Raw genomic sequence first — 20,991 nt, 5'->3', positions numbered from 1 at the left:
TTTTGTTTCCCAAATACGGTAAAATGTGTCTAGATAAACGGACTTCATGGAGGTTATGATGAATAATAAAGCGCTGAACGCTCTTGAATACAATAAAATAATCGAACAACTGACAAACTATGCTTCTTCCCCCCTGGGAAAAGAGAAATGCCGAAATCTCCTTCCTTCCGATAATCTGGAGGAGATCCGCCATATGCAGACTCAGACGAAAGACTCTCTGAGTCATTTATTCCGCAAGGGACGGATTTCCTTTGGGAATGCCAAAGACGTACGTCCTTCTCTGAAACGGCTGGAAATCGGAAGCTCCCTTGGAATCGGAGAAATTCTGGCTGTGTGCTCTCTTCTGGAAAACGCAGGACGGGTAAAATCCTACGGACGCTCCGAAAGAGGGGAGGAAATCCAGGATTCTTTATCCGGCATGTTCCAGACTCTGGAGCCTCTTACTCCCCTGGCCATGGAAATCCGCCGCTGCATTCTCTCCGAAGAAGAAATCAGTGACGATGCCAGTATGGGACTTCGTCATGTACGACGGAGCATGAAGGTAATTAACGACCGCATCCATACCCAGTTAAATGCTTTTGTAAACGGCAATGCCCGCACGTATCTGCAGGATTCCGTCATTACCATGAGAAACGGCCGTTACTGTCTTCCGGTAAAAGCCGAATATAAGAACCAGGTGCCGGGAATGATCCACGATCAGTCTTCTACCGGCGCTACCTTATTTATAGAGCCCATGAGTATTGTAAAATTAAACAATGAAATGCGGGAACTGGAGCTGCAGGAACAAAAGGAAATTGAGAAAATACTGGCAGAGCTCAGTGTGAAAATCCAGGAGCACACAGAAGAAATCGCTGCAGATTTGCAGATTCTGGTGGATTTGGATTTCATTTTTGCCAGAGCGTCTCTGGCCATGGAACAAAATGCCACAGAACCTGTTTTTCAGGATAATGGGGTCATCCGTCTGAGAAAGGCCCGCCATCCCCTGATTTCCAAAAAGCAGGTGGTTCCCATTGATATTCGTCTGGGAGAAGATTTCGATCTCCTGGTGGTTACCGGTCCCAATACCGGCGGTAAAACGGTCTCTCTGAAAACCGTGGGGCTTCTGACCTTAATGGGACAGGCCGGCCTTCATATTCCTGCTGCCGATCGGTCCGTTCTCTCTCTGTTTCAGGAAGTTTATGCGGATATTGGAGATGAACAGAGCATTGAGCAGTCTTTAAGTACCTTTTCCTCCCATATGACCAACGTGGTTTCTTTTCTGGAAAAGGCCGACGCCAATTCCCTGGTTCTCTTTGACGAGCTGGGGGCAGGAACTGATCCCACAGAAGGGGCGGCCCTGGCCATTTCCATCCTCTCCCACCTGCATGGGCAGGGGATCCGAACCATGGCCACTACCCATTACAGTGAATTAAAGGTCTATGCCCTTTCCACCGAAGGTGTGGAAAATGCTTCCTGCGAATTTGATGTGGAGACTCTGCGCCCCACTTACCGGCTTTTAATCGGTGTTCCGGGCAAGAGTAACGCCTTTGCCATTTCCTCAAAGCTGGGGCTGCCCGATTACATTATCCATCAGGCTAAGGAACAGATCAGCAAAGAGGACGAATCCTTTGAGGATGTTCTTGCCACTCTGGAGCAGAACCGGATTACCATTGAAAGCGAACGGGCGGAGATTGCCCGCTATAAGGAGGAAATCCGTCAGTTAAAAGAAGAAATGACCCAGCGCCGGGAGAAACTGAATCAGCAGCGGGAACGTATCCTCAGCGAGGCAAACGAAAAAGCCCTTCACATTCTGGCCGATGCAAAAGAGTATGCAGATCAGACCATGAAAATGTTCCATAAGTTCCAGAAAGATCATGTGAATTTAAGTGAAGTGGAAAAAGAACGGCAGAATTTAAGGAAAAAACTCTCTAAAACAGAGAAGCAGCTTTCCATGAAAGCCCGGGCTCCCAAACCGAAAAAGCAGTTAAAAGCTTCGGATCTTTCCATCGGTGATGCCGTGAAGGTTCTCAGTATGAATTTAAAGGGAACAGTCAGCTCCCGCCCGGATGCCAAAGGCAATGTCTTTGTCCAGATGGGAATCCTCCGCTCCCAGGTGCCCATCACCGATCTGGAGCTTCTGGATGAACCGGTAATTACTGGCCCCACTTTACAGCGGACCGGAGCCGGAAAGATTAAGATGTCTAAGTCCGCCACCATTTCCACGGAGATTAATCTCCTGGGAAAAACAGTGGATGAAGCCATTTCTGAGCTGGATAAATATCTGGACGACGCGTATCTGGCTCATATGTCCAGTGTACGGATCGTTCATGGAAAGGGCACCGGCGCTCTTCGAAAAGGCGTTCATAACTATCTGCGCAGATTAAAATATGTAGATTCTTATCGTCTCGGCGAATTCGGGGAAGGCGATGCCGGCGTAACCATTGTAAATTTTAAAAAGTAAGCGGAAAGGAGACTGCAGTTATGGCAGCAAAACAGAAGATTTTAATCGTAGACGATGATAACAATATTGCAGAGCTCATCGCTTTGTATCTGACCAAAGAATGCTTTGATCCCCTGATTGTCAATGACGGGGAAGAGGCCTTATTAAAATTTAAAACCTTTCAGCCGGATTTAATCCTGCTGGATTTGATGCTTCCGGGTATGGACGGCTATCAGGTCTGCCGGGAAATCCGCCATACTTCCGATGTGCCCATCATTATGCTCTCTGCCAAAGGAGAGACCTTTGATAAGGTGCTGGGGCTGGAGCTGGGCGCTGATGATTACATGATTAAGCCCTTTGACTCCAAGGAGCTGGTAGCCCGTGTGAAAGCGGTTCTGCGCCGTTTCCATGTAAAACAGCCCGCTGTGCCCTCCGCGGAAAAACGGGTGGATTACCCGGATCTCTCCATTAACCTGACAAATTACTCTGTAGTATATCTGGGGCAGCAGATCGACATGCCTCCCAAAGAGCTGGAACTTCTCTACTTTCTGGCCGCCTCTCCCAATCAGGTGTTTACCAGAGAGCAGCTTCTGGATCACATCTGGGGGTATGAGTATATTGGAGATACCCGCACTGTGGATGTGCATATCAAACGCATCCGGGAAAAAATCAAAGATCATCCCCGTTGGTCTTTAGCTACCGTGTGGGGAATCGGCTATAAATTTGAGGTGAAAAACCCGTGAAAAAGAAACTTTACTGGAGATTTCTGCTTATTTACCTGCTGCTGGGATGTCTGGGGCTCTTTCTGACCACCACTTTAGGAGCTCACTTAGTGGAAAGAAAGCTGGAAACATCTGTCAGTCAGGATTTATATCAGGAATGCACAGCCATCGCCTCTGACTCTACCTTTAAGTATCAGATGTCCTACCGCAATATATCTGCCCTGGGAAAGAATCTCTCGGCCCTGGCCGCCTATCAGGACGCCATTATCTGGGTAATCAACAGCCAGAATGAGATCATCTACAATTCCCGGGAAACCGTCTCCCAGCCTGTGCCGGTAGATGGTTTTGATCCTACCCTCTGGGGTGAGAGTTATTATACCACCGGCGACTTTTTCGGAAATTTTTCCGAAGATATGCTAAGCGTTATGGCTCCTGTCACTGCAAATATGACGCCGAAGGGATATATTGTCTTTCATTATCCCCTGGAAGTTCTTTATCAGGAACGGGATCAGATTGTGGCAGTTGGCGTACTGCTCTTTTTCCTGATTTTTCTGCTGTTTCTGAGTACTTTTTTCATTTTTTCACTGACCGTATTCAGACCCCTGCAGAAAATTACTGAGGGAGCCCAGGAATTTGCCCGGGGAAACCTGGACTACCGGATTCCGGTAAACAGCAGCGACGAAATCGGTTACCTGGCCAATACTTTAAACTATATGTCCGACAGAATGAATGAAACCGGGGAATACCAGCAGAAATTTATCGCCAATATCTCCCATGATTTCCGTTCGCCCCTTACTTCTATTAAAGGCTATGTGGAGGCCATTCAGGACGGCACCATTCCCTATGAAATGCAGAACCGGTATCTGGGAATTGTGGCTCATGAAACGGAGCGGCTGGAGAAGCTCACCCGCAGTCTTCTCACTTTAAATGCTCTGGATGTTCATACCCGGATGATGAATATCCAGTCCTTTGACATTAATCAGATTATTAAAAGCACGGCCAGTGTTTTCGAGGGAATCTGTACTCCCCGCAAGATACAGCTGGAACTGATTCTCATGGGAGCGTCTCTCCAGGTGAGGGCAGATGAAGAACAGATTCAGCAGGTTTTATACAACCTGCTGGATAATGCCATTAAATTCAGCCCGGATCACGCTTCGATTACCATTGAAACCACAGAGAAAAACGGTAAGGTTTTCGTTTCTGTCAAGGACAGGGGAATTGGGATTTCCAAAGAAAATCTCTCTAAGATTTGGGAACGGTTTTATAAGATTGATTCTTCCCGGGGCAAAGATCCCAAAGGCACCGGCCTGGGTCTGTCTATCGTAAAAGAAATTCTGAGCGCCCACGGGCAGAATATCGATGTGATTAGTACCGAAGGAGTCGGTACGGAATTTATTTTTTCCCTGGAAAGAGCATAACTTACTCTTTCCAGTGGTATTTTGTCAATTGTCCCTCCAGCTGCATATGATCAAACTGATGCTGACGAAGGGCTTCATATAAGATAACAGCCACAGAATTGCTCAGATTTAAAGAACGGATGTCCCCGATCATGGGAATCCGTATGGCTGTGGCCTGATTCTCAAGCAGAATTTCTTCCGGAATTCCTCCGCTTTCTTTTCCGAACATAATGTAACAGTCTTCTTCAAACTCCACTTCCGCATAGGTTCTGGGGGCCTTGGTAGTGGCATAATAGATTTTGGCGCCGGGATTTTTCTTTAAGAAATCCTCATAATCCAGATAAGTGGTTACATCCAGATCCTTCCAGTAATCCATCCCTGCCCGTTTAATGGCTTTTTCATTGAGACGAAATCCCAGCGGTTCGATCAGATGCAGCCGCGTTCCCGTGGCCACGCAGGTTCTGCCGATATTTCCCGTATTTGCCGGAATCTCCGGTTCATGAAGTACGATATTTAACTTTGCCATAATGCTCTCCCTATTTTCTCTAATTCGTCTTTTCCAGGCCGATCCAGATAGCGGATATGTTCTCCGTTGTAAAGTCTTCTGGCCGGGCCTCTGGTGGTCTCTCCGATGATGCAGGCCTCAATCCCTGCCTCCTTCAGACGTCGAAGAAGGGCGTTTCCATGGGGTGCGGCAACTAAAAAAGAGCCCTGAGAATGCAGAAGATACGGATTCAGATTATACAGCTCCGTGATCTCCACCGTCTCCTGGCGAATGGGAATCTTTCTGACGTCGATGTCCATCCCGATCTTCCCGTATTCTTCTGCCATCTTCCACAGACCACTGAAAATACCTCCCTCTCCCAGAGGATAGAAGATTGCTTCTTTTTCTCTTTTTATAAAGTCCTGTTCTTTCTGTATATTTTCATATTCTTTTAAGTTTCCCGCCAGACGGAGAAAATCCCTGGAAAACCTCTGCTCCAGTTCTTCTTCTTTTTCCCTGAGAAGGACAGAGGTTCCCGAAAGGGCAATCCACTTTGTGACAAGCAGTTCCCAGCTCTGGGGAATCTGCCTTTTACTCTCTGTTTCTTTCATACGTCTCTCCCGTTTTACATCAGATAGGATACGGCCGTGGGCACTACCATGGCAATCACTAAAAGAATGGCTATTATCGCAGCCACAAGTCTTCTCTTTTTCGGATCAAACATTCCCATTTTACTCACCTCTTTGTGATATAGACGGCGTTTACCTGTTACTTTCTGCGTTCCTTACAGTATTTGGTAAGGAAGCATTCTTCACATTTCGGACCTCTTGCAAAACAAATCTGACGTCCAAATGTGATAATCTGTATATTATACAAAATCCAGTGATCTTTTGGAAGGACTTTCATTAAATCCATTTCAATTTTTACCGGATCTTCTTCCTTTGTCAGTCTCAGCCTTCGGGAAATCCGCTTTACGTGGGTATCTACCACAATGCTGGGCTCATGGAAAATATTGCCCCGGATCACATTGGCGGTCTTTCGTCCCACTCCGGGAAGGGTTATCAAATCTTCCAGCCGGCTTGGCACTTCTCCGTGGTAGGTATCCATGATCTTTCTGGCGCACCCCAGAATGTTTTTGGCTTTATTATGATAAAACCCGGTGGGCTTAATATCCTGCTCCAGTTCATTGAGATCCGCATTGGCAAAGGCCTCCATGGAAGGATACTTCTGAAACAGATCTTTTGTCACCACGTTTACTCTGGCGTCTGTACACTGGGCGCTCAGGATGGTGGCGATTAAAAGCTGCCCCGGATTTTCATGATTCAGATAACATTTGTATTCTCTTGTGTAATGTTCGTCCAGAAGAGCTAAAATTTCTTTTGTACGTTTCGTTGCCACAGATTCTGCCTCCTTTATTCCTCGTCCAGATTCCAGTCTAACTCTTCTACTCTGGCGTTTTTCGTCAGGGGATCCCGGTTTTCATAATCAAACAGCAGGATACGGCCCGGTTCAAATACTTCGATATGGGCTGTTTTAGGGATCTGCCTCTTCTTTCGCAACCGGTTGAGTTTCTTCTCATAAGAACCTCTCTCAGGCGCCCATGCCGGACGGCTCTTTAACCGCTCCCTCAGATACAGATCCAGAAGCATTGCTTCTTCTGCCTCCCTTAGGGGAATCTGTTTCTGCTTTTTCAGAAATTCCCGCAGGATTTCGTATCGGCGCAGCCTGGAATGGGAAAGGAGAAGATACCCCTGCTCTTCATAATAATTGCCCAGCTCCAGATAAAAGGTAAAGGCATCTGTAAACCAGGGAAGAATGGTTTTTAAAGTGTTTACAAACTGACAGCTGTTATAGTAAATCTCCACCATACTTTCTACCGTTTTCAGCTGAAGCAGCTCCCCGTAGGAAATCCAGCGGGTAAACAGGACTTCATAAGGCTCTTTTCCCTGGTAGACGCATCCGCAGTTTTTTGCCTCTTCATACATTCTGGATCCTTTTAGCACTTTTAAAAATCCAAGCTGAAGCTGCTCCGGTTCCAGGGCGTAAACTTCCTCAAAGGAGCGGTGAAAGCTCTCCAGATCTTCCCAGGGCAGTCCTGCAATCAAATCCAGGTGCTGGTGGATGTTCCCCCCTTCTTTTACCTGACGGACCCTTTCCTTTACCCTGGAAAAGTCCATCTTCCGTCCGATGGCTTTCAGGGTGTCTTCATTCACAGACTGTACGCCGATTTCCAACTGAATCAGTCCGGGACGCATCTTTTTCATCAACTGAATTTCCTCGTCCGTAAGTAAGTCTGCAGAAATCTCAAAATGAAAGTTGGTGATTCCATTGTCATGTTCCGCCAGATACTTCCAGATTTCAAGGGCATGATCTTTTTTACAGTTAAAGGTACGGTCGACGAATTTCACCTGGGGAACCTGCCAATCCAGGAAGAACTGCAGCTCTTTTTTCACTCTTTCCGGACTGCGGAAACGCAGTCTTTTATCCACAGAAGACAGGCAGTAGCTGCAGGAAAAAGGACAGCCCCTGCTGCTTTCATAATATAGGATCCGGTTCTGAAATTCCTGCAGTTGTTCATAGACAAAGGGCACGGTGTCTAAATCCAGGGGTTCTCTCCAGGGATTTTCCAGAATTTCTCCGTCCTTTTGGAAGGTAATCCCCTCTATCCTTTCCAGTTCCCCTTCGCCTTTTATATAATACCCGGCCAGACAGGAGAAAGTTTCCTCCCCTTCTCCCTTCATAACCCCGGTCACCCAGGGGTTCTCTTCCAGAAACTGCCTGGCATCATAGGAAACTTCCGGACCGCCCACCCAGAAACAGGTATGGGGAAGAACTTTTGACAGTTCACAAAGAAGTTCTTTTACCATAGAAATATTCCAGATATAGCAGGAAAACGCAAGCACATCCGGGTTTTCCCCGTAGAGATCCCGCATAATTTCTTCTTTTTGCTGATTGATGGTATACTCCTTTAACCCAATCCCGATCCCCTGTTTTTTCTGGCAGTATGTCTTTAAACTGTACACCGCCAGATTGGAATGAATATATTTGGCGTTGACCGCCGCTAGAATCATTTTTTTCATGCCCGGCTCCTTTTCTGATACGTTATCCAATATTATAGTCATGTGCTTTTTTCTTGTCAACGAAATTCCCGGTTCTCCTGAGATCCCCTGAGAAATAAGAGGTCATTGAAAAACCCGGGGACATAAGATACAATAAATCTGTGAAAGGGAGGACGGTCATCATGACGAAAAAACAGTGTTATTCTTTTTATCACAGATTTTCCTTCTGGGAACATCTGACAGAGCGGGAGAAAGACCTTCTGGCCGAAAACACCTACTGTCTGTCCTACCGGGCCAATGAGGCTATCCAGTCGGAAAAATCCAGTTGTCTGGGAACGATTTTTATCCGGAAGGGGATCCTGCGGGTTTATCTGCTCTCAGAGGACGGAAGGGAAGCGACTTTGTACCGGCTGCGGGACAATGACGTCTGTACCCTCTCGGCCTCCTGCATGCTCTCCTCCATTACCTTTGATGTACAGATTGATGCGGAGACGGACTGCGATCTGTTTCTTCTGCCTGCTCCTTTCTTCTCTTCTTTTATGAAACAGAATATCTATGTGGAAAATTTTATATACAAACTGACCACGGAACATTTTTCGGATGTGATTCATGCCCTGGAGCGGACCTTCTTTCTGACTCTGCGCCAGAGAATCATCGCTTTCCTTCTGGATGAATCTGCTCAGGAGAATACTTCTGTGCTTACCATTACTCAGGAACATCTGGCGAAAGATATAGGAAGCGCCAGAGAATCTGTCAGCCGGATTCTAAAGCAGCTCTCTTCGGAAGGCAGTTTAAAAGTATCCCGGAAGGGAATTGAACTTCTGGATAAAAAAAGGCTTTACCGGGAGCTGTGATCTTCCCGGTAAAGCTTTTTTTGTTTCTTTATGTTTTTACTCTTTCAGAGCGGCTTCTAAAACGGCTTTGGACTGCAGTCCTACGAAACGTTTCACTTCTTTTCCCCCTTCAAAAACGATCAGGGTGGGGATACTCATAACTTCAAATGTTCCTGCCAGATCCGGTTCCTGATCCACATCAATCTTTCCTACCTGATAACCCTCGGCTGCCAGTTCGTCAATGGCGCCTGCCTGCCGTCTGCAGGGCGCGCACCAGGTGGCCCAGAAATCCACCAGAACTCTTCCTTCTGCCTGTAATACATCACTTTCAAAATTTGCCTTTGTAATTGTTTTTGCCATTTTTGTTCTCCTCTCAATTTTCTTTTTCTATTTTATTCTTTTTGCTTTTCACATATTTCGCCGCCTCAATCCCGGCCACGGTTCCTTCGTAGACGGCTTTGGAAATCTGCAGCAGCCCTCCGGTGCAGTCTCCGGCAGCATAGAGTCCGGGAATGGACGTCTGCATCTGACTGTCCACCACCACATGGCCTTTCTCCGTCAGCTCTGCGCCCATCTGCCTGGCAATCTCTGCACTTCCCGCCGTTCCCAGGGCTACAAAAAGGCCGTCTGTGCCAATGCCGCTTCCGTCTTCAAAGGTCACGCCCTCTAACTTTTTCTCTCCGTCTAACCGGGCGATGGGGGCTGTTTCCACAGGAAAAGGACACTCCCTGGAGAAGTTCTCCTCTTTTCCATTGGTTAAGATGGTTACCTCTGCTGCCAGATTGCTTAACACCTCTGCTTCATGAAGGGCAAAGTCGCTGTTTCCCAGTACCGCCGCCTTCTTCTTTCGATAGAAAAAAGCATCGCAGACGGCACAGTAACTGACTCCCTTTCCTTCCAGTTCTTTCAGTCCGGGAATTTTCGGGGCGGAACGTCTGGATCCGGTTGCCAGAATCACACTCTGTGTGTGAATAATGCCTTCCGGAGTGGTAATCTGAAATCCTTCCTCCACTTCCTCCATTCCCAGAACTTCTGTCTCCAGAAAGGAAACGCCTAAGTCTCTGGCCTGATTGACTCCGTTTTCATATAATTCCTGACCGGAGACTGCTCCGCCGTAAAAATTTTCAATTTTCTTTGCCTTTTGCAAGGCTCCAATCCCTTTTGATATAATTAACGGCGACGCACTGGCCCGGACTGCATACAGGGCTGCGGAAATCCCCGCCGGACCGGCTCCGATGATTACTAAATTTTCTTCTCTCACAATTGCCTCACCTCATTGGCTTTCTTATTTTTCTCTTTTTATTATGATATTATTTTACTTCCTCTTTTTTCCTTTCTCTGTGACTAAGTCACACAGGGACGGAGCGTTTCTTTTCCCTGTTTTTTCATCTTTTTATTGAATTTTTTCCTATAATATGCTATGATTGCAAAGGAATTTAAAAAGACAGGCCCAGATAGCTCAGTTGGTAGAGCAGAGGACTGAAAATCCTCGTGTCGCTGGTTCGATTCCGGCTCTGGGCATGACTAAGGGCTGCTGCAGAATGATTCTTTGCAGCAGTCCTTCTTAGTTTACTGAAAACTTACTTATTTGAAAGGAGATTTTCACCTATGAGCGACTACAGAATCGAAACCAAATGCCTCCATTCCGGTTATACACCTAAGAAGGGGGAACCCCGTATGCTCCCGATTTATCAGAGCACCACATTCAAATACGACACCACTGAAGAAATGGGACGCTTATTTGATTTAAAAGACAACGGTTATTTCTATACCCGTCTGCAGAATCCCACCAATGACTGTGTAGCTGCCAAGATTGCCGATCTGGAAGGCGGCGTTGCCGCCCTTCTGACTTCATCCGGCCAGGCTGCCAACTTCTATGCCATTTTCAACATCTGCGAAGCCGGGGATCATGTGGTGGCTTCTTCCACCATTTACGGCGGAACCTTTAATTTACTGTCTGTAACTCTGAAAAAGCTGGGAATTGAGAGCACCTTCGTGGATCCGGACGCCAGCGAAGAGGAAATTTCCAAAGCCTTCCGGCCCAATACCAAGGTAATGTTCGGTGAAACTATCGCCAATCCGGCCCTGGTTGTGCTGGACATTGAGAAATTTGCCCGGATTGCCCATGCCCATCAGGTACCCCTGATTGTGGACAATACCTTTGCCACTCCGGTAAACTGCCGGCCTTTTGAGTGGGGCGCAGACATTGTCACCCATTCCACCACCAAATACATGGATGGACATTCCACTCAGGTAGGCGGCGCTATCATTGACAGCGGACACTTCGACTGGAGCGCTTACGGACATAAGTATCACGGACTGACAGAACCGGATGAGTCCTACCATGGCATCGTCTATACAGAAGCTTTTGGCGAAGCTGCTTATATTACCAAAGCAACCTCTCAGCTTATGCGTGACCTGGGTTCCATTCCCTCTCCCTTAAATGCTTTCATTTTAAATCTGGGCCTGGAATCTCTGCCTCTTCGCATGGAGCGCCACTGCTACAATGCCCAGAAGGTTGCCGAATACCTTCACGCCCATGAGAAAGTCGGTACCGTCAACTACGCCGGACTTCCCGATGACAAATACCATGATCTGGCCATGAAATATATGCCAAAGGGCACCTGCGGCGTTATTTCCTTTGATTTAAAAGGCGGACGGGAAGCTGCCGTACGTTTTATGGACAGTCTGAAACTGGCCACCATCTGTACCCACGTAGCTGATGCGAAAACCTGCGTTCTCCATCCGGCCAGCCATACCCACCGTCAGATGAACGATGAACAGCTTGCTGCAGCCGGCGTTTCTCCGGGAATGATTCGCCTGTCTGTGGGAATCGAAAACATCGACGATATTCTGGAGGATCTGGAACAGGCTTTAAAAAATGCATAAATCCTGAACATATAGAATGCCGCATAAGAAGCAATTTTCTTCTTATGCGGCATATGCTTATCAGGCGTCCTCTTCTCTGGTTTCGGCCCATACAAAACCGAATGGTAACAAATTAATGAAATCGTTTTCTAATTTTTTATTTCTTAATAAATCCTTACAAACACCCTTTTTCTCAGGCAGGGCAGCCTGTTTCGGAGAGTCAGAGAAGTTGAAGATGCCTGTGAGCATTCTGTCTTTCCACTTTCTTACAATACATAAAATCCGGGGATCTCCCATGTCCCGTGTATAAGTTTCTGCGTCCGGTTCAAAGACCGGGTTCTGACCACGAATCTCCTCCATCTTCTGCAGGGCTTTGAAAATACGCCCCTCCACACTTAAAGAATTTTTTCTTTTACGTGCCAAATCCCACTTAAACTGTCCCCGGTGGATGTAGCGGGAATCCTCCCTCTTCTCCCTGTCTTCCTTATAGTGATAATCGTTGACCTGTCCAATCTCATCACCGCTGTAAATCATGGGAATACCGGCCTGCATAAACATGTAGGCATGAAGCATTTCCACTTTCCGGATGGCTGTTTCCATCTTCCCGGGATCCTGTTCAAATCCGGCGCTTTCCACACCGCACATAGAAGCGGTGGTGCCGCAGAATCTGGCGTCTTTTGTCACCGGATCGTCGTTATAAAGTTCTCCCCGGCTTTCACTTCCGGTAAACTTTCCGGTGAAATAATCATTTAAAAACTGTTTGTGCAAAACCTCTTCCATTCCCCACTGATTCAGGGTTCCATAGTCGAGCCCCCAGCCAATGTCGTCATGGCAGCGCAGATAATTTAAGAACGTATATTCTTTAGGAAGGCTGTTTACAATATCCAGCTGCTTTTTCAAAAGCCGGGTTTCCTGTGTGGCCACACTGTGCCAGGTAGTAGCCATAGTAGTTACATTGTATAACATATGGCATTCCGGTTTTTCCACCGTACCGAAATAGGGAACTACTTTTTCCGGCTCCATAACCACTTCTCCCAGAAGTACTGTAGCCGGGCAGACAATCTCGCCAATCATCCGCATCATCCGGACAATGGTATGCACCTGCTTCAGGTTTCTGCAGGAAGTTCCCAGCTCCTTCCAGATATAGGGAACTGCGTCAATTCGGATAATGTCCATTCCCTGATTGGCAAAAAACAGAAAATGATACATCATTTCATTAAATACCCTGGGATTACCGTAGTTTAAATCCCACTGGTAAGGATAAAAGGTGGTCATTACGTAATGGCCGATTTCCGGCAGATACGTAAAATTTCCAGGAGCCGTTGTGGGAAAGACCTGTGGAACCGTCTTTTCATATTCTTCAGGAATCTGCGGGTTATCATAGAAGAAATACCGGCTCATGTATTCTCCTTCTCCCCGGCGTGCCCGGACTGCCCATTCATGGCCCTCTGACGTATGATTCATAACGAAATCCATGCATACGTTCATATCCATCTCATGACATTTTTCCGCCAGCGCTGCAAGATCCTCCATGGTTCCCAGATCCGGCCGGACTTTCCTAAAATCTGCAACGGCATATCCGCCGTCAGACTTTCCCTTTACTGTATCCAGAAAAGGCATCAGATGAAGAAAACTTACATTACATTCCTTTAAATATGTCAGTTTTTTCTTTACGCCTTTCAGATTCCCGGCAAAGTTATCCACATAAAGCATCATGCCGAGCATCCCTTTATCCCGGTACCACTTAGGGTTTTCCTCCCGGTTTCTGTCTCTTTCTTTAAGTTTTTCATTTCTTTGGGTATAAAATTCCTCCATCTGAGCGCAGAGTTCGGCAAACATGGCCTCATTGTCATACAGTTCCATATAAAGCCACTTCAGTTCCTCTATATGTGTGTTCAGACGTTCCCGGAATTTTTCTATTCCTTTTTTCATTCTACTATTCCTCTTTTTCCTCGGTTATTTCCCGCAGATAAAACTGATAGGCCAGATATTCTCCGCTTTCTATAGGAAGGGGAAGACCTGCCTCCATCAGAGCAGAACCGCTGTAGCTCCTTCTGTAATTCTGATCCTGATAAATCTTATCCGGATCCAGCCCCTGCAGTTTCACATAATTGATGGTCATATTGCCATGTTTCTTCAGCATGACAACATTTAAAAGAACTTTCTCCCTGTCGGGAGATACAAACGCCCAGGCGCCGATTTCATCCGTCTGAGGACAGGACAGCCGGTAATAGTCTCCTGTCCGGATTAAGGGTTCATAACGCTTATAGTCCCTGATCTGCTGACGGATTTCTTCTTTTTCTTTCTCCGAAAGAACCCGCAGATTCCACTCGTAACCAAAGGTTCCCGCCATGGCCACTACCCCTCTTGTTTTCAGCGGTGTGCTGCGCCCGGTCTGATGATTGGGGACATCGGAAACATGGGAACCTGTGCAGCAGACAGGATAGATAAAGGATGTTCCATACTGGATTTCCACCCGATCCACTGCGTCTGTATTATCGCTGCACCAAATCTGAGGGGCATAATAGAGCATTCCTGCGTCAAAGCGTCCGCCTCCTCCGCTGCAGCCCTCCAGCAGAATATCCGGATACCTCCTGAGCATTCTCTCCATGAAATCATAAACACCCAGAACATAATCATGCAGTACCCGTCCCTGATCCTGCGTGGATCCCGAATAAATGTCTGACAGGCTGCGATTCATATCCCACTTGATGTATTCCACATTGCCCTGATCCAGAATACTGCAGATTTGATCGAATACATAATCCCGGATTTCTTTTCTGGAAAAGTCCAGGACAAGCTGATTTCTCGCCCGCACCGGAGCCCTGCCCGGGATCCGAAGCACCCAGTCCGGATGCGCCCGGTATAATTCGCTGTCTTCTGAAATCATCTCCGGTTCAATCCAGATTCCGAATCTCACCCCCAGCGCATTTACCCTGCGGATAAGCTCTCCCAGAGAGCAGCCCAGTTTCTTCTCATTTACCACCCAGTCACCCAGACTGGTATTGTCGTCGTTTCGCTTTCCGAACCAGCCGTCGTCTAAAACCACCGTCTCAATTCCCAAATCGGCCGCTTCCTTTGCCAGTTCCAGGAAACTTTCTCCTGTGAAATTGAAATAATCCGCTTCCCAGCTATTGATTACAATAGGCCGGGCAGCGTTTTTGTATTTTCCTCTGCACAGATTGTTTCTGAAACAGCGGTGGTAATTTCGGGACAAACCGTTAAGTCCTTCGGCGGAGTACGTCAGAACAGTCTCCGGTACCCAGAAATCTTCCCCCGGATCCAGTGGATAACGGAACATGGTTTCCGAAAGCCCCATCATCATTCTGGTCTGATTATACTGATCCTTTTCCACCGCACCTTCAAAATTTCCGCTGTAAACAAAGGTCATTCCATAGCAGCCTCCGGCCTTTTCCCCGGTGTTTTTCTCCGCCAGAATCATGGCCGGATTATACTGATGACTGGAAGTGCCCCGGCTGCTTCCGATTACCTGCCGGCCGTGGCTGACAGGTAATCTCTGGACATTTCTTTCCATGGCATGTCTGCCATAAAAAGTTATTACATCATAATCTCCGCTCAGGAAGTCCAGGGAGGCGGAAGCCGCCTTTCGGATATAAACTTTTCCTTCTCCCCGGTTGATAAGTTTCACGCTTCGCGTAATAATGTCATATTGCGGGAGCAGGCCATAATAAAGAATGGCCTGGACGCCAGTTACCGGATCTTCCAGGAAAATCTCCAGAGTCTCCCCCTCCTCTTCTGCTGCATATACGGCCGGAAGTCCCTCCAGCTGATATTTTCCTTTCTTTATCTCATGTCTCTGGTATCTTAAATCACAGCTGAAACTCCCGTCGCTGTTTTCCATAATAAGAGCACAATTTCGATAGTCGCCGGTTCCCAGGCTGGGGAATTCCTGGGGCAGAGCATCCATGGAATAGGTTCTGTCGGCTTCTGCATCATTGGGGTTACCGGAAAATCCTCTGTCATAAAAGGTCAGAAGATAGTTCATATTTCCGCTCACCTTTTTCCCATAATACAGATGCAGAAGAAATCCGCAAATATCCACCTGAAATTGGTATGTCGTATTCTGAGTCTCTAAAGTAAATAGCTGGTTATTGCTGTTATAAGTAATTCCCATTTTAGCTCTCCTTATATCTATCAATTATTTTCTTCGGCTATTTTACTGCTCCGTTTACCACACCATTTAAGATCTGCTTCTGGCATACAATATAGAAAATGACAATTGGAATTAAGGCTAATAAGTAAGAGGCAAAGGCCAGGTTATAGTTGGTTCCGAACTGGGTCTGGAAATTAAGCTGTGCCAGAGGCAGGGTATTCTGTCCGGTACCTGACATAATAACAAGGGGCGTCATTACGTCGTTCCATACGGCCAGAGCAGTAATAACAGCTACCGTTGCGTGCATGGGTTTCATAATGGGGAAAATCACCTTCCAGTACGTTCTCCAGGTACTGGCTCCGTCCACCCGCGCTGCTTCTTCCAAAGCCATTGGAATATTAGTTAAGTAGCCAGAATACAGCAGTACGTTCATCGGCATATAAAATACTACATACAGCAGGATAACGCCTACCCAGTTTCCCAGTCCCATTTCTGCGGTCTGTTTTGCCAGAGGCATCATCAGAATCGCGAAGGGAACGAACATACCGCTTACTATAAACAAATAAACAAAGCTGTAAAATTTACTGTGTGCTTTATTTCTTCCTATAGCATATCCCATAAGAGAATGAATTACAATAGACAACACGACTGTAACTCCTGTTATCAGTAAACTGTTTTTCAGAGAATTCCAGAAATCTGTCACTTCCATGGCTTCTTTAAAGTTGCTGAGGCTCCAGGATTTGGGCAGAGACAGAATACCTGCAATGCTGTTGGTCATTTCCGAAGGCTGCTTAAATGCAATGACAATCGTCATGTATAACGGGAACACGATGGTGATCAATCCCAGAATCAATAGAATGGTAACTGTCCAGTTGGTACCATGTTCTGTTTTTGCTTTCATTATAACTGTTCCTCCTTTCGTGCGGATATGGTCATCTGCGTAGCAGAAATCAATACAATTACAATAAAGAAGATAACCGCATTGGCGCTTTGGAATCCGAACTGTCCGCCGGACATACCGTTGTTATAGATCAGATAAGAAATAGATTCTGTACTCTGTGCAGGACCACCTTTGGTTAATGCCATAATCTGATCAAATACCATCAGGAAGTTCTTGATACATAAAACCATATTAATTGTAAAGAACGGCACAATCAGAGGGAAGGTCAGATGTTTAAACTTCTTCCAGCCGGTAGCTCCGTCCAGAGAGCCCGCTTCATAAACATCTTCCGGCACCGTCTGAAGTCCGGATATGTAAATAATGGTGTTCATGGCGATTGCCTGCCATGCACATACAACTACGATGGCAATCCAGGCCGTTTTTGTATTGGAAAGCATACTGCTGCTTAATGCGCCGCTTCCCATCATTTTTCCCAGTTCCGGAAGAATATAGGTAAAGAAGTAGTTGAAAATATAGCCCACTACCAGGGCGCCAAGAACATTGGGGATAAAGTAAGCGCCACGGAAGAAACTCTTCGCTTTGATTTTACTGTTCAGTCCCAAAGCCAGAATCAGGCTGATCACGTTGGTAACAATGGTTGATACAACTGCCAGACGGAACGTAAACCAATAAGAAGAACCTACACGGGGATCCGAAAACAGATCCACATAGTTACGAAGGCCTACCCAGTCGTAATCACCAAATCCTTTAAAGTTTGTGAAGCTGTAAATAAATCCCCTAATTAACGGCACGGTGTTAAAACATATAAACAGGGCCAGAATCGGTATGGTGATCAGCAGATAGGTACGTTTTCTCTCATTTATTTTCCTCATCGTCTCTCTCCCCTTTCCTATTGGTTTTCACCATGATTTTCTTCATATTCCTGTACTTTTCGGATGGTATCCCGGTTATACCGCTGCCAGTCCTTGTCAAATTTCTGAAGGAAGGCATCCACATCCTTATTAATCAGGAAGGTCTGGATCTGTGCATCCACTGCCATTTCTGACGGATAATAATGATCCTGAAAGTCAGTCATGTTTCCTTCTTCAATGAAGGTATTCATTCCATCCAGCATAGGAGCCAATTCAAACTCTCCCTCTTTACATGGAATCGCATTCTGATCGTCGATGTATTTCTGGATATTTTCATCTTCCAGCAGGAAATCCAGAACTTCATAGGCAGCTTCTTTATTGGGGCTGTCCTCAGTTACACAGAAATGCAAATCCACACCGGAGTTCAGTGTATTCTGCTCTGCAGTATCCCCTGCCGGCATCACGAAGGAGTCAATATTCATCTCCGGATTTACAGACAGAATCTGCGGCACTGCATAACTTCCGATAGGATACATGGCGGATTGTCCATTGGCAAAAGCAGTACATGCATCATTGTAGCCATAGGCAAAGGGATCCTCCGGTCCGTAATTTAACAGCTCCAGATATTTCTCTGATACTTCCTCATACTCTTTGGAGAATGTGGTTTCTCCCCGGTTTACCTGTTTGCAGACATCCGACGGAGCCAGATCTACTGCCATGGAGTTCCAGGGAGCCAGACAGGTCCAGGTATCCTTAAATCCGAAATAGAAAGGTAAGATCCCCTCGCTTTTAATGTCTTCACACAGGGTCATCAGTTCCTCCCAGGTATTTGGTATTTTCCATCCATGTTCCTCGAACAAATCCCTGTTATAGAGGATACCTGCTGCATTTGCCACATAGGGAACCGCATAAGTGCCTTCTGTGGGAACGATTTCCAGAGCCTCTTCAATGTCCAGATAAGCAGATTTGATGTCCTTTAACCCTTCATAATCTGAAACATCTGCCAGAATGCCCGCATCCACATAGTAGGAATAGTTGATGTCTCCTCCTATTCCGATAATGTCCGGATAGTCCTCCCGGATAAACCGGGTCCTCAAAATGGTGCTGGCATCGTTGGGAGAATCAATGGTTAAATGGATGTCGTCATGAGTGGCATTGAATTCTTCTTCCAGCTCATCAAAATATTTTGCTGCTTCCGGTTTGTACTGGACAATTTCAATCTCTGTCTTCCCGGTGTTTTCCTTCCCGCCGCAGCCGGCAAAAAGGGCGGCAGCCGTCATACAGCCCACGAGCGTTACGGCTATTGCCTGATTTCTCCTTTTCATAAATTCCCTCTCCTTTCTCGTCTTGCTTAATGCTGCATCTATTATAACATCTCAATATGCTTGCCAAAATGCCAGTACATTAAAGGTTTTATATCTATATGCTAGATATATCTATATAATTTGAAGTCTCCTAGCATTTTGGTATATAATACAGAAAAGGAGTGATTTTATGGACAATTTTTTATTCTCTATCTTTCCCAATGAAACCTTCATTGATCTTGTTTTGTATCAATACGGATGGGAACAGTGTAAGCCTTCTCACTCATTCGGACCGGTGGCCAAAACTCATTATCTGTTTCACTATGTGATTTCCGGAACCGGTGTTTTAACAGCCAACGATACCCACAGGCATTCTCATACCTACCAGGTTAAAAGCGGACAGGGCTTTATGCTTTTTCCTGATCAGGTCTGTACCTATACTGCTGATACCAATCTGCCCTGGGAATATGTCTGGATCGAATTTGACGGCCTCCGGGTAAAAGAATCCCTGCAGATTGCCGGACTCTCTCCCAATTCCCCCATCTATCGCTCCCATTCCAAAGAACTGGGAATTAAAATGATGGAAGAAATGCTTTATATTGTACACCACCCCAAGGAATCTCCCTTCCATCTTCTGGGACATGGTTTCCTCTTTCTGGATTATCTGACCCGCTCCATAGCTCCTTATCATCTTTCCTCCAGTGGGAAAATACAGGATTTTTATATCCGGGAGGCCATTACCTTTGTAGAACAGAATTTCCAGAACGATATTTCCGTGGAGGATATTGCCGCCAGATGTGGTCTAAACCGCAGTTACTTCGGCACCATTTTCCGTCAGGCGCTGGGGCAGACACCCCAGGAATTTTTAATCCACTACCGGATGATAAAGGCTGCCGAACTTTTGAAACTGACAAAACTTTCGGTACAGGATATATCCAATGCTGTGGGATATTCCAATCCCCTTCACTTTTCCAGGGCATTCAAAAATGTATACGGCAAATCTCCCCGTATCTGGCGGTCAGAAAATGCCATTCACCAGGGAGTTCTCCCCCAATAAAAATATCGTATAAACCTTTCTGATTGTCAGGTTTATACGATATTCTTTCTTTTCTCTAAATGGAAATGGTATAAAAGGCTTCAAATACCTCTCCCGGGGATAAACGATTCCCCCATTCCCTTTCTTCCAGGGTACCCTCAAACTTCTCGTGATCGCATCTTCCGTACCAGGGTTCGATGCAGACAAAGGGAGCATTCTTTTTCGGCGGCGACCAGAGGCCAAACAACGGCGTGTCAAAGGAAACCGTCACATAGGGATGTTTTCCCGGATCCAGAAGACTCACTTTCTGTGTCTGGTGATTTTCCACGACCAGCGCATCGTAGTCAAATAAATGGGCATCAATGGGCAGACAGCTCTCTTCCAGAGGATATGTAACCAACGTATCTGTAGCCAGTCCTCCCTCGCCGATTCTTCTGCTTGTAATCTCCTTCGCTCCTTCCAGATAAATAGAATAGTCTGTCTGCTTCTCCCCGGGATTTAAAGGGCAGTAAAAAGCCGGATGTCCTCCAATGGAAAAGAACATTTCTTTGTCATCCTGATTTGTCACCTTCCAGGTTACTTTCACCGTTCTGGACTCTGTCAGTTCATATCCGATTTCCAGGACGAAGGCAAAGGGATAACTCTTCTTCGTTTCTTCATCTGCCTCCAGACGAAACCAGAGCTCCTTTTCCTCCTGGCGGATGCAGGTAAATTCTTTATCTCTGGCAAATCCGTGCTGTGACATGGGATAGATGTTTCCCTGGTAACGCATCTCTTTGTTTTTGTAATTTCCCACTAAAGGAAACAGCACGGGAGAAGTCCTCTTCCAGTAAGCCGGATCCGCCTGCCAGAGATATTCACGGCCGGTGCTTTGATCTTTTAAGGATTTCAGTTCCGCCCCGAAACTGTGAACTTCAATAACAAGTTCCTGATTTCTTATGGTATACATTCCCATATAAACGTTCCTCCACCGTTCTTTTATTTTCATCTATTATAACATAGG

Annotated in this window: 18 protein-coding genes and 1 tRNA gene; 7 read left to right on the top strand and 12 right to left on the bottom strand. The window is 46.3% G+C overall.

Translation table 11 applies throughout. The features are described 5' to 3' along the window. The first annotated feature begins 58 nt into the window (after positions 1 to 58). Genes B5F53_RS03610 through B5F53_RS03600 form a run of 3 tightly spaced genes read left to right on the top strand, consistent with a single transcriptional unit; the run spans position 59 to position 4,559 of the window. Positions 59 to 2,440 (top strand): endonuclease MutS2, encoded by a 2,382-nt coding sequence (locus B5F53_RS03610; RefSeq protein WP_087219886.1) that lies wholly within the window; start codon positions 59 to 61, stop codon positions 2,438 to 2,440. Positions 2,441 to 2,460: 20 nt separating this feature from the next. Continuing rightward, entirely contained in the window at positions 2,461 to 3,162 is a 702-nt protein-coding gene (locus B5F53_RS03605; RefSeq protein WP_087219883.1) for a response regulator transcription factor, read from the top strand. Continuing rightward, complete coding sequence (locus tag B5F53_RS03600; protein WP_087219880.1) at positions 3,159 to 4,559, top strand: HAMP domain-containing sensor histidine kinase; 1,401 nt, start codon at positions 3,159 to 3,161, stop codon at positions 4,557 to 4,559. The genes B5F53_RS03605 and B5F53_RS03600 overlap by 4 nt, the downstream gene beginning before the upstream one ends. A gap of 1 nt (position 4,560) precedes the next feature. On the opposite strand, the gene B5F53_RS03595 is transcribed toward B5F53_RS03600, so the two are convergent. The 4 genes from B5F53_RS03595 to B5F53_RS03580 form a co-directional block, all read right to left on the bottom strand. Continuing rightward, positions 4,561 to 5,064, bottom strand: coding sequence for a tRNA (cytidine(34)-2'-O)-methyltransferase (locus B5F53_RS03595; RefSeq protein ID WP_087219877.1), 504 nt, complete (start codon positions 5,062 to 5,064; stop codon positions 4,561 to 4,563). Next, positions 5,052 to 5,633 carry an AIR synthase-related protein gene (locus tag B5F53_RS03590; protein ID WP_087219873.1) on the bottom strand — a complete coding sequence of 194 codons (582 nt, stop codon included), beginning with the start codon at positions 5,631 to 5,633 and terminating at the stop codon, positions 5,052 to 5,054. The genes B5F53_RS03595 and B5F53_RS03590 overlap by 13 nt, the downstream gene beginning before the upstream one ends. A 157-nt stretch (positions 5,634 to 5,790) precedes the next feature. Beyond that, complete coding sequence (nth, locus tag B5F53_RS03585; protein ID WP_087219871.1) at positions 5,791 to 6,420, bottom strand: endonuclease III; 630 nt, start codon at positions 6,418 to 6,420, stop codon at positions 5,791 to 5,793. Positions 6,421 to 6,434: 14 nt separating this feature from the next. Continuing rightward, a complete protein-coding gene (locus tag B5F53_RS03580) occupies positions 6,435 to 8,102 on the bottom strand; it encodes a B12-binding domain-containing radical SAM protein (protein ID WP_087220073.1) in 1,668 nt (555 codons plus the stop codon). 161 nt (positions 8,103 to 8,263) lie between these two features. Here B5F53_RS03580 and B5F53_RS03575 point away from each other — a divergent pair, with 161 nt between their 5' ends. Then, positions 8,264 to 8,935, top strand: coding sequence for a Crp/Fnr family transcriptional regulator (locus B5F53_RS03575; RefSeq protein ID WP_087219868.1), 672 nt, complete (start codon positions 8,264 to 8,266; stop codon positions 8,933 to 8,935). A 36-nt stretch (positions 8,936 to 8,971) separates the two neighbouring features. On the opposite strand, the gene trxA is transcribed toward B5F53_RS03575, so the two are convergent. After that, the gene (gene trxA / locus B5F53_RS03570) at positions 8,972 to 9,274 is read right to left on the bottom strand and encodes a thioredoxin (RefSeq protein WP_087219866.1); all 303 of its coding nucleotides are present in this window, start codon (positions 9,272 to 9,274) and stop codon (positions 8,972 to 8,974) included. A 13-nt stretch (positions 9,275 to 9,287) separates the two neighbouring features. After that, entirely contained in the window at positions 9,288 to 10,175 is an 888-nt protein-coding gene (locus B5F53_RS03565) for an NAD(P)/FAD-dependent oxidoreductase (protein WP_087219863.1), read from the bottom strand. Between the two features lie 187 nt (positions 10,176 to 10,362). On the opposite strand from B5F53_RS03565, the gene B5F53_RS03560 reads away from it, so the two are divergent. Then, a tRNA-Phe gene (locus B5F53_RS03560) sits at positions 10,363 to 10,435 on the top strand. A gap of 87 nt (positions 10,436 to 10,522) precedes the next feature. Beyond that, positions 10,523 to 11,803, top strand: a complete 1,281-nt coding sequence (locus tag B5F53_RS03555; protein ID WP_087219859.1) for an O-acetylhomoserine aminocarboxypropyltransferase/cysteine synthase family protein — start codon at positions 10,523 to 10,525, stop codon at positions 11,801 to 11,803. A gap of 60 nt (positions 11,804 to 11,863) precedes the next feature. On the opposite strand, the gene B5F53_RS03550 is transcribed toward B5F53_RS03555, so the two are convergent. Genes B5F53_RS03550 through B5F53_RS03530 form a run of 5 tightly spaced genes read right to left on the bottom strand, consistent with a single transcriptional unit; the run spans position 11,864 to position 18,973 of the window. After that, positions 11,864 to 13,714 carry an amylosucrase gene (locus B5F53_RS03550; RefSeq protein ID WP_087219856.1) on the bottom strand — a complete coding sequence of 617 codons (1,851 nt, stop codon included), beginning with the start codon at positions 13,712 to 13,714 and terminating at the stop codon, positions 11,864 to 11,866. Positions 13,715 to 13,718: 4 nt separating this feature from the next. Next, on the bottom strand, positions 13,719 to 15,917 hold the full coding sequence (locus tag B5F53_RS03545; protein WP_087219853.1) for an alpha-galactosidase: 2,199 nt from the start codon (positions 15,915 to 15,917) through the stop codon (positions 13,719 to 13,721). 37 nt (positions 15,918 to 15,954) lie between these two features. Continuing rightward, complete coding sequence (locus B5F53_RS03540; RefSeq protein WP_087219850.1) at positions 15,955 to 16,797, bottom strand: carbohydrate ABC transporter permease; 843 nt, start codon at positions 16,795 to 16,797, stop codon at positions 15,955 to 15,957. Further along, positions 16,797 to 17,669 (bottom strand): carbohydrate ABC transporter permease, encoded by an 873-nt coding sequence (locus B5F53_RS03535; protein ID WP_087219847.1) that lies wholly within the window; start codon positions 17,667 to 17,669, stop codon positions 16,797 to 16,799. The genes B5F53_RS03540 and B5F53_RS03535 overlap by 1 nt, the downstream gene beginning before the upstream one ends. 17 nt (positions 17,670 to 17,686) lie before the next feature. Continuing rightward, entirely contained in the window at positions 17,687 to 18,973 is a 1,287-nt protein-coding gene (locus tag B5F53_RS03530) for an ABC transporter substrate-binding protein (protein WP_087219844.1), read from the bottom strand. Positions 18,974 to 19,142: 169 nt separating this feature from the next. Here B5F53_RS03530 and B5F53_RS03525 point away from each other — a divergent pair, with 169 nt between their 5' ends. Then, positions 19,143 to 20,009: an AraC family transcriptional regulator gene (locus B5F53_RS03525; RefSeq protein ID WP_087219841.1), complete on the top strand. Its 867-nt coding sequence runs from the start codon at positions 19,143 to 19,145 to the stop codon at positions 20,007 to 20,009. Between the two features lie 55 nt (positions 20,010 to 20,064). Here the strand turns inward: B5F53_RS03525 and B5F53_RS03520 are convergent, their stop codons facing one another. After that, positions 20,065 to 20,943, bottom strand: coding sequence for an aldose 1-epimerase family protein (locus tag B5F53_RS03520; RefSeq protein ID WP_087219838.1), 879 nt, complete (start codon positions 20,941 to 20,943; stop codon positions 20,065 to 20,067). Positions 20,944 to 20,991: the final 48 nt, after the last annotated feature.

Source organism: Blautia sp. An249, assembly GCF_002159835.1.
Taxonomy (GTDB): Bacteria; Bacillota; Clostridia; order Lachnospirales; family Lachnospiraceae; genus Blautia_A; species Blautia_A avistercoris.
Note: the sequence above shows the minus strand (reverse complement) of the source record. Positions and strands in the feature narration are given on the sequence as shown.

Excerpts from the sequence above, each read along its gene's own strand:
- B5F53_RS03610 (WP_087219886.1), top strand. The coding sequence starts at position 59 with ATGAATAATAAAGCGCTGAACGCTCTTGAATACAATAAAATAATCGAA.
- B5F53_RS03605 (WP_087219883.1), top strand. The coding sequence starts at position 2,461 with ATGGCAGCAAAACAGAAGATTTTAATCGTAGACGATGATAACAATATT.
- B5F53_RS03595 (WP_087219877.1), bottom strand. The coding sequence starts at position 5,064 with ATGGCAAAGTTAAATATCGTACTTCATGAACCGGAGATTCCGGCAAAT.
- B5F53_RS03590 (WP_087219873.1), bottom strand. The coding sequence starts at position 5,633 with ATGAAAGAAACAGAGAGTAAAAGGCAGATTCCCCAGAGCTGGGAACTG.
- B5F53_RS03580 (WP_087220073.1), bottom strand. The coding sequence starts at position 8,102 with ATGAAAAAAATGATTCTAGCGGCGGTCAACGCCAAATATATTCATTCC.
- B5F53_RS03575 (WP_087219868.1), top strand. The coding sequence starts at position 8,264 with ATGACGAAAAAACAGTGTTATTCTTTTTATCACAGATTTTCCTTCTGG.
- trxA (WP_087219866.1), bottom strand. The coding sequence starts at position 9,274 with ATGGCAAAAACAATTACAAAGGCAAATTTTGAAAGTGATGTATTACAG.
- B5F53_RS03555 (WP_087219859.1), top strand. The coding sequence starts at position 10,523 with ATGAGCGACTACAGAATCGAAACCAAATGCCTCCATTCCGGTTATACA.
- B5F53_RS03550 (WP_087219856.1), bottom strand. The coding sequence starts at position 13,714 with ATGAAAAAAGGAATAGAAAAATTCCGGGAACGTCTGAACACACATATA.
- B5F53_RS03545 (WP_087219853.1), bottom strand. The coding sequence starts at position 15,917 with ATGGGAATTACTTATAACAGCAATAACCAGCTATTTACTTTAGAGACT.
- B5F53_RS03540 (WP_087219850.1), bottom strand. The coding sequence starts at position 16,797 with ATGAAAGCAAAAACAGAACATGGTACCAACTGGACAGTTACCATTCTA.
- B5F53_RS03535 (WP_087219847.1), bottom strand. The coding sequence starts at position 17,669 with ATGAGGAAAATAAATGAGAGAAAACGTACCTATCTGCTGATCACCATA.
- B5F53_RS03530 (WP_087219844.1), bottom strand. The coding sequence starts at position 18,973 with ATGAAAAGGAGAAATCAGGCAATAGCCGTAACGCTCGTGGGCTGTATG.
- B5F53_RS03525 (WP_087219841.1), top strand. The coding sequence starts at position 19,143 with ATGGACAATTTTTTATTCTCTATCTTTCCCAATGAAACCTTCATTGAT.
- B5F53_RS03520 (WP_087219838.1), bottom strand. The coding sequence starts at position 20,943 with ATGGGAATGTATACCATAAGAAATCAGGAACTTGTTATTGAAGTTCAC.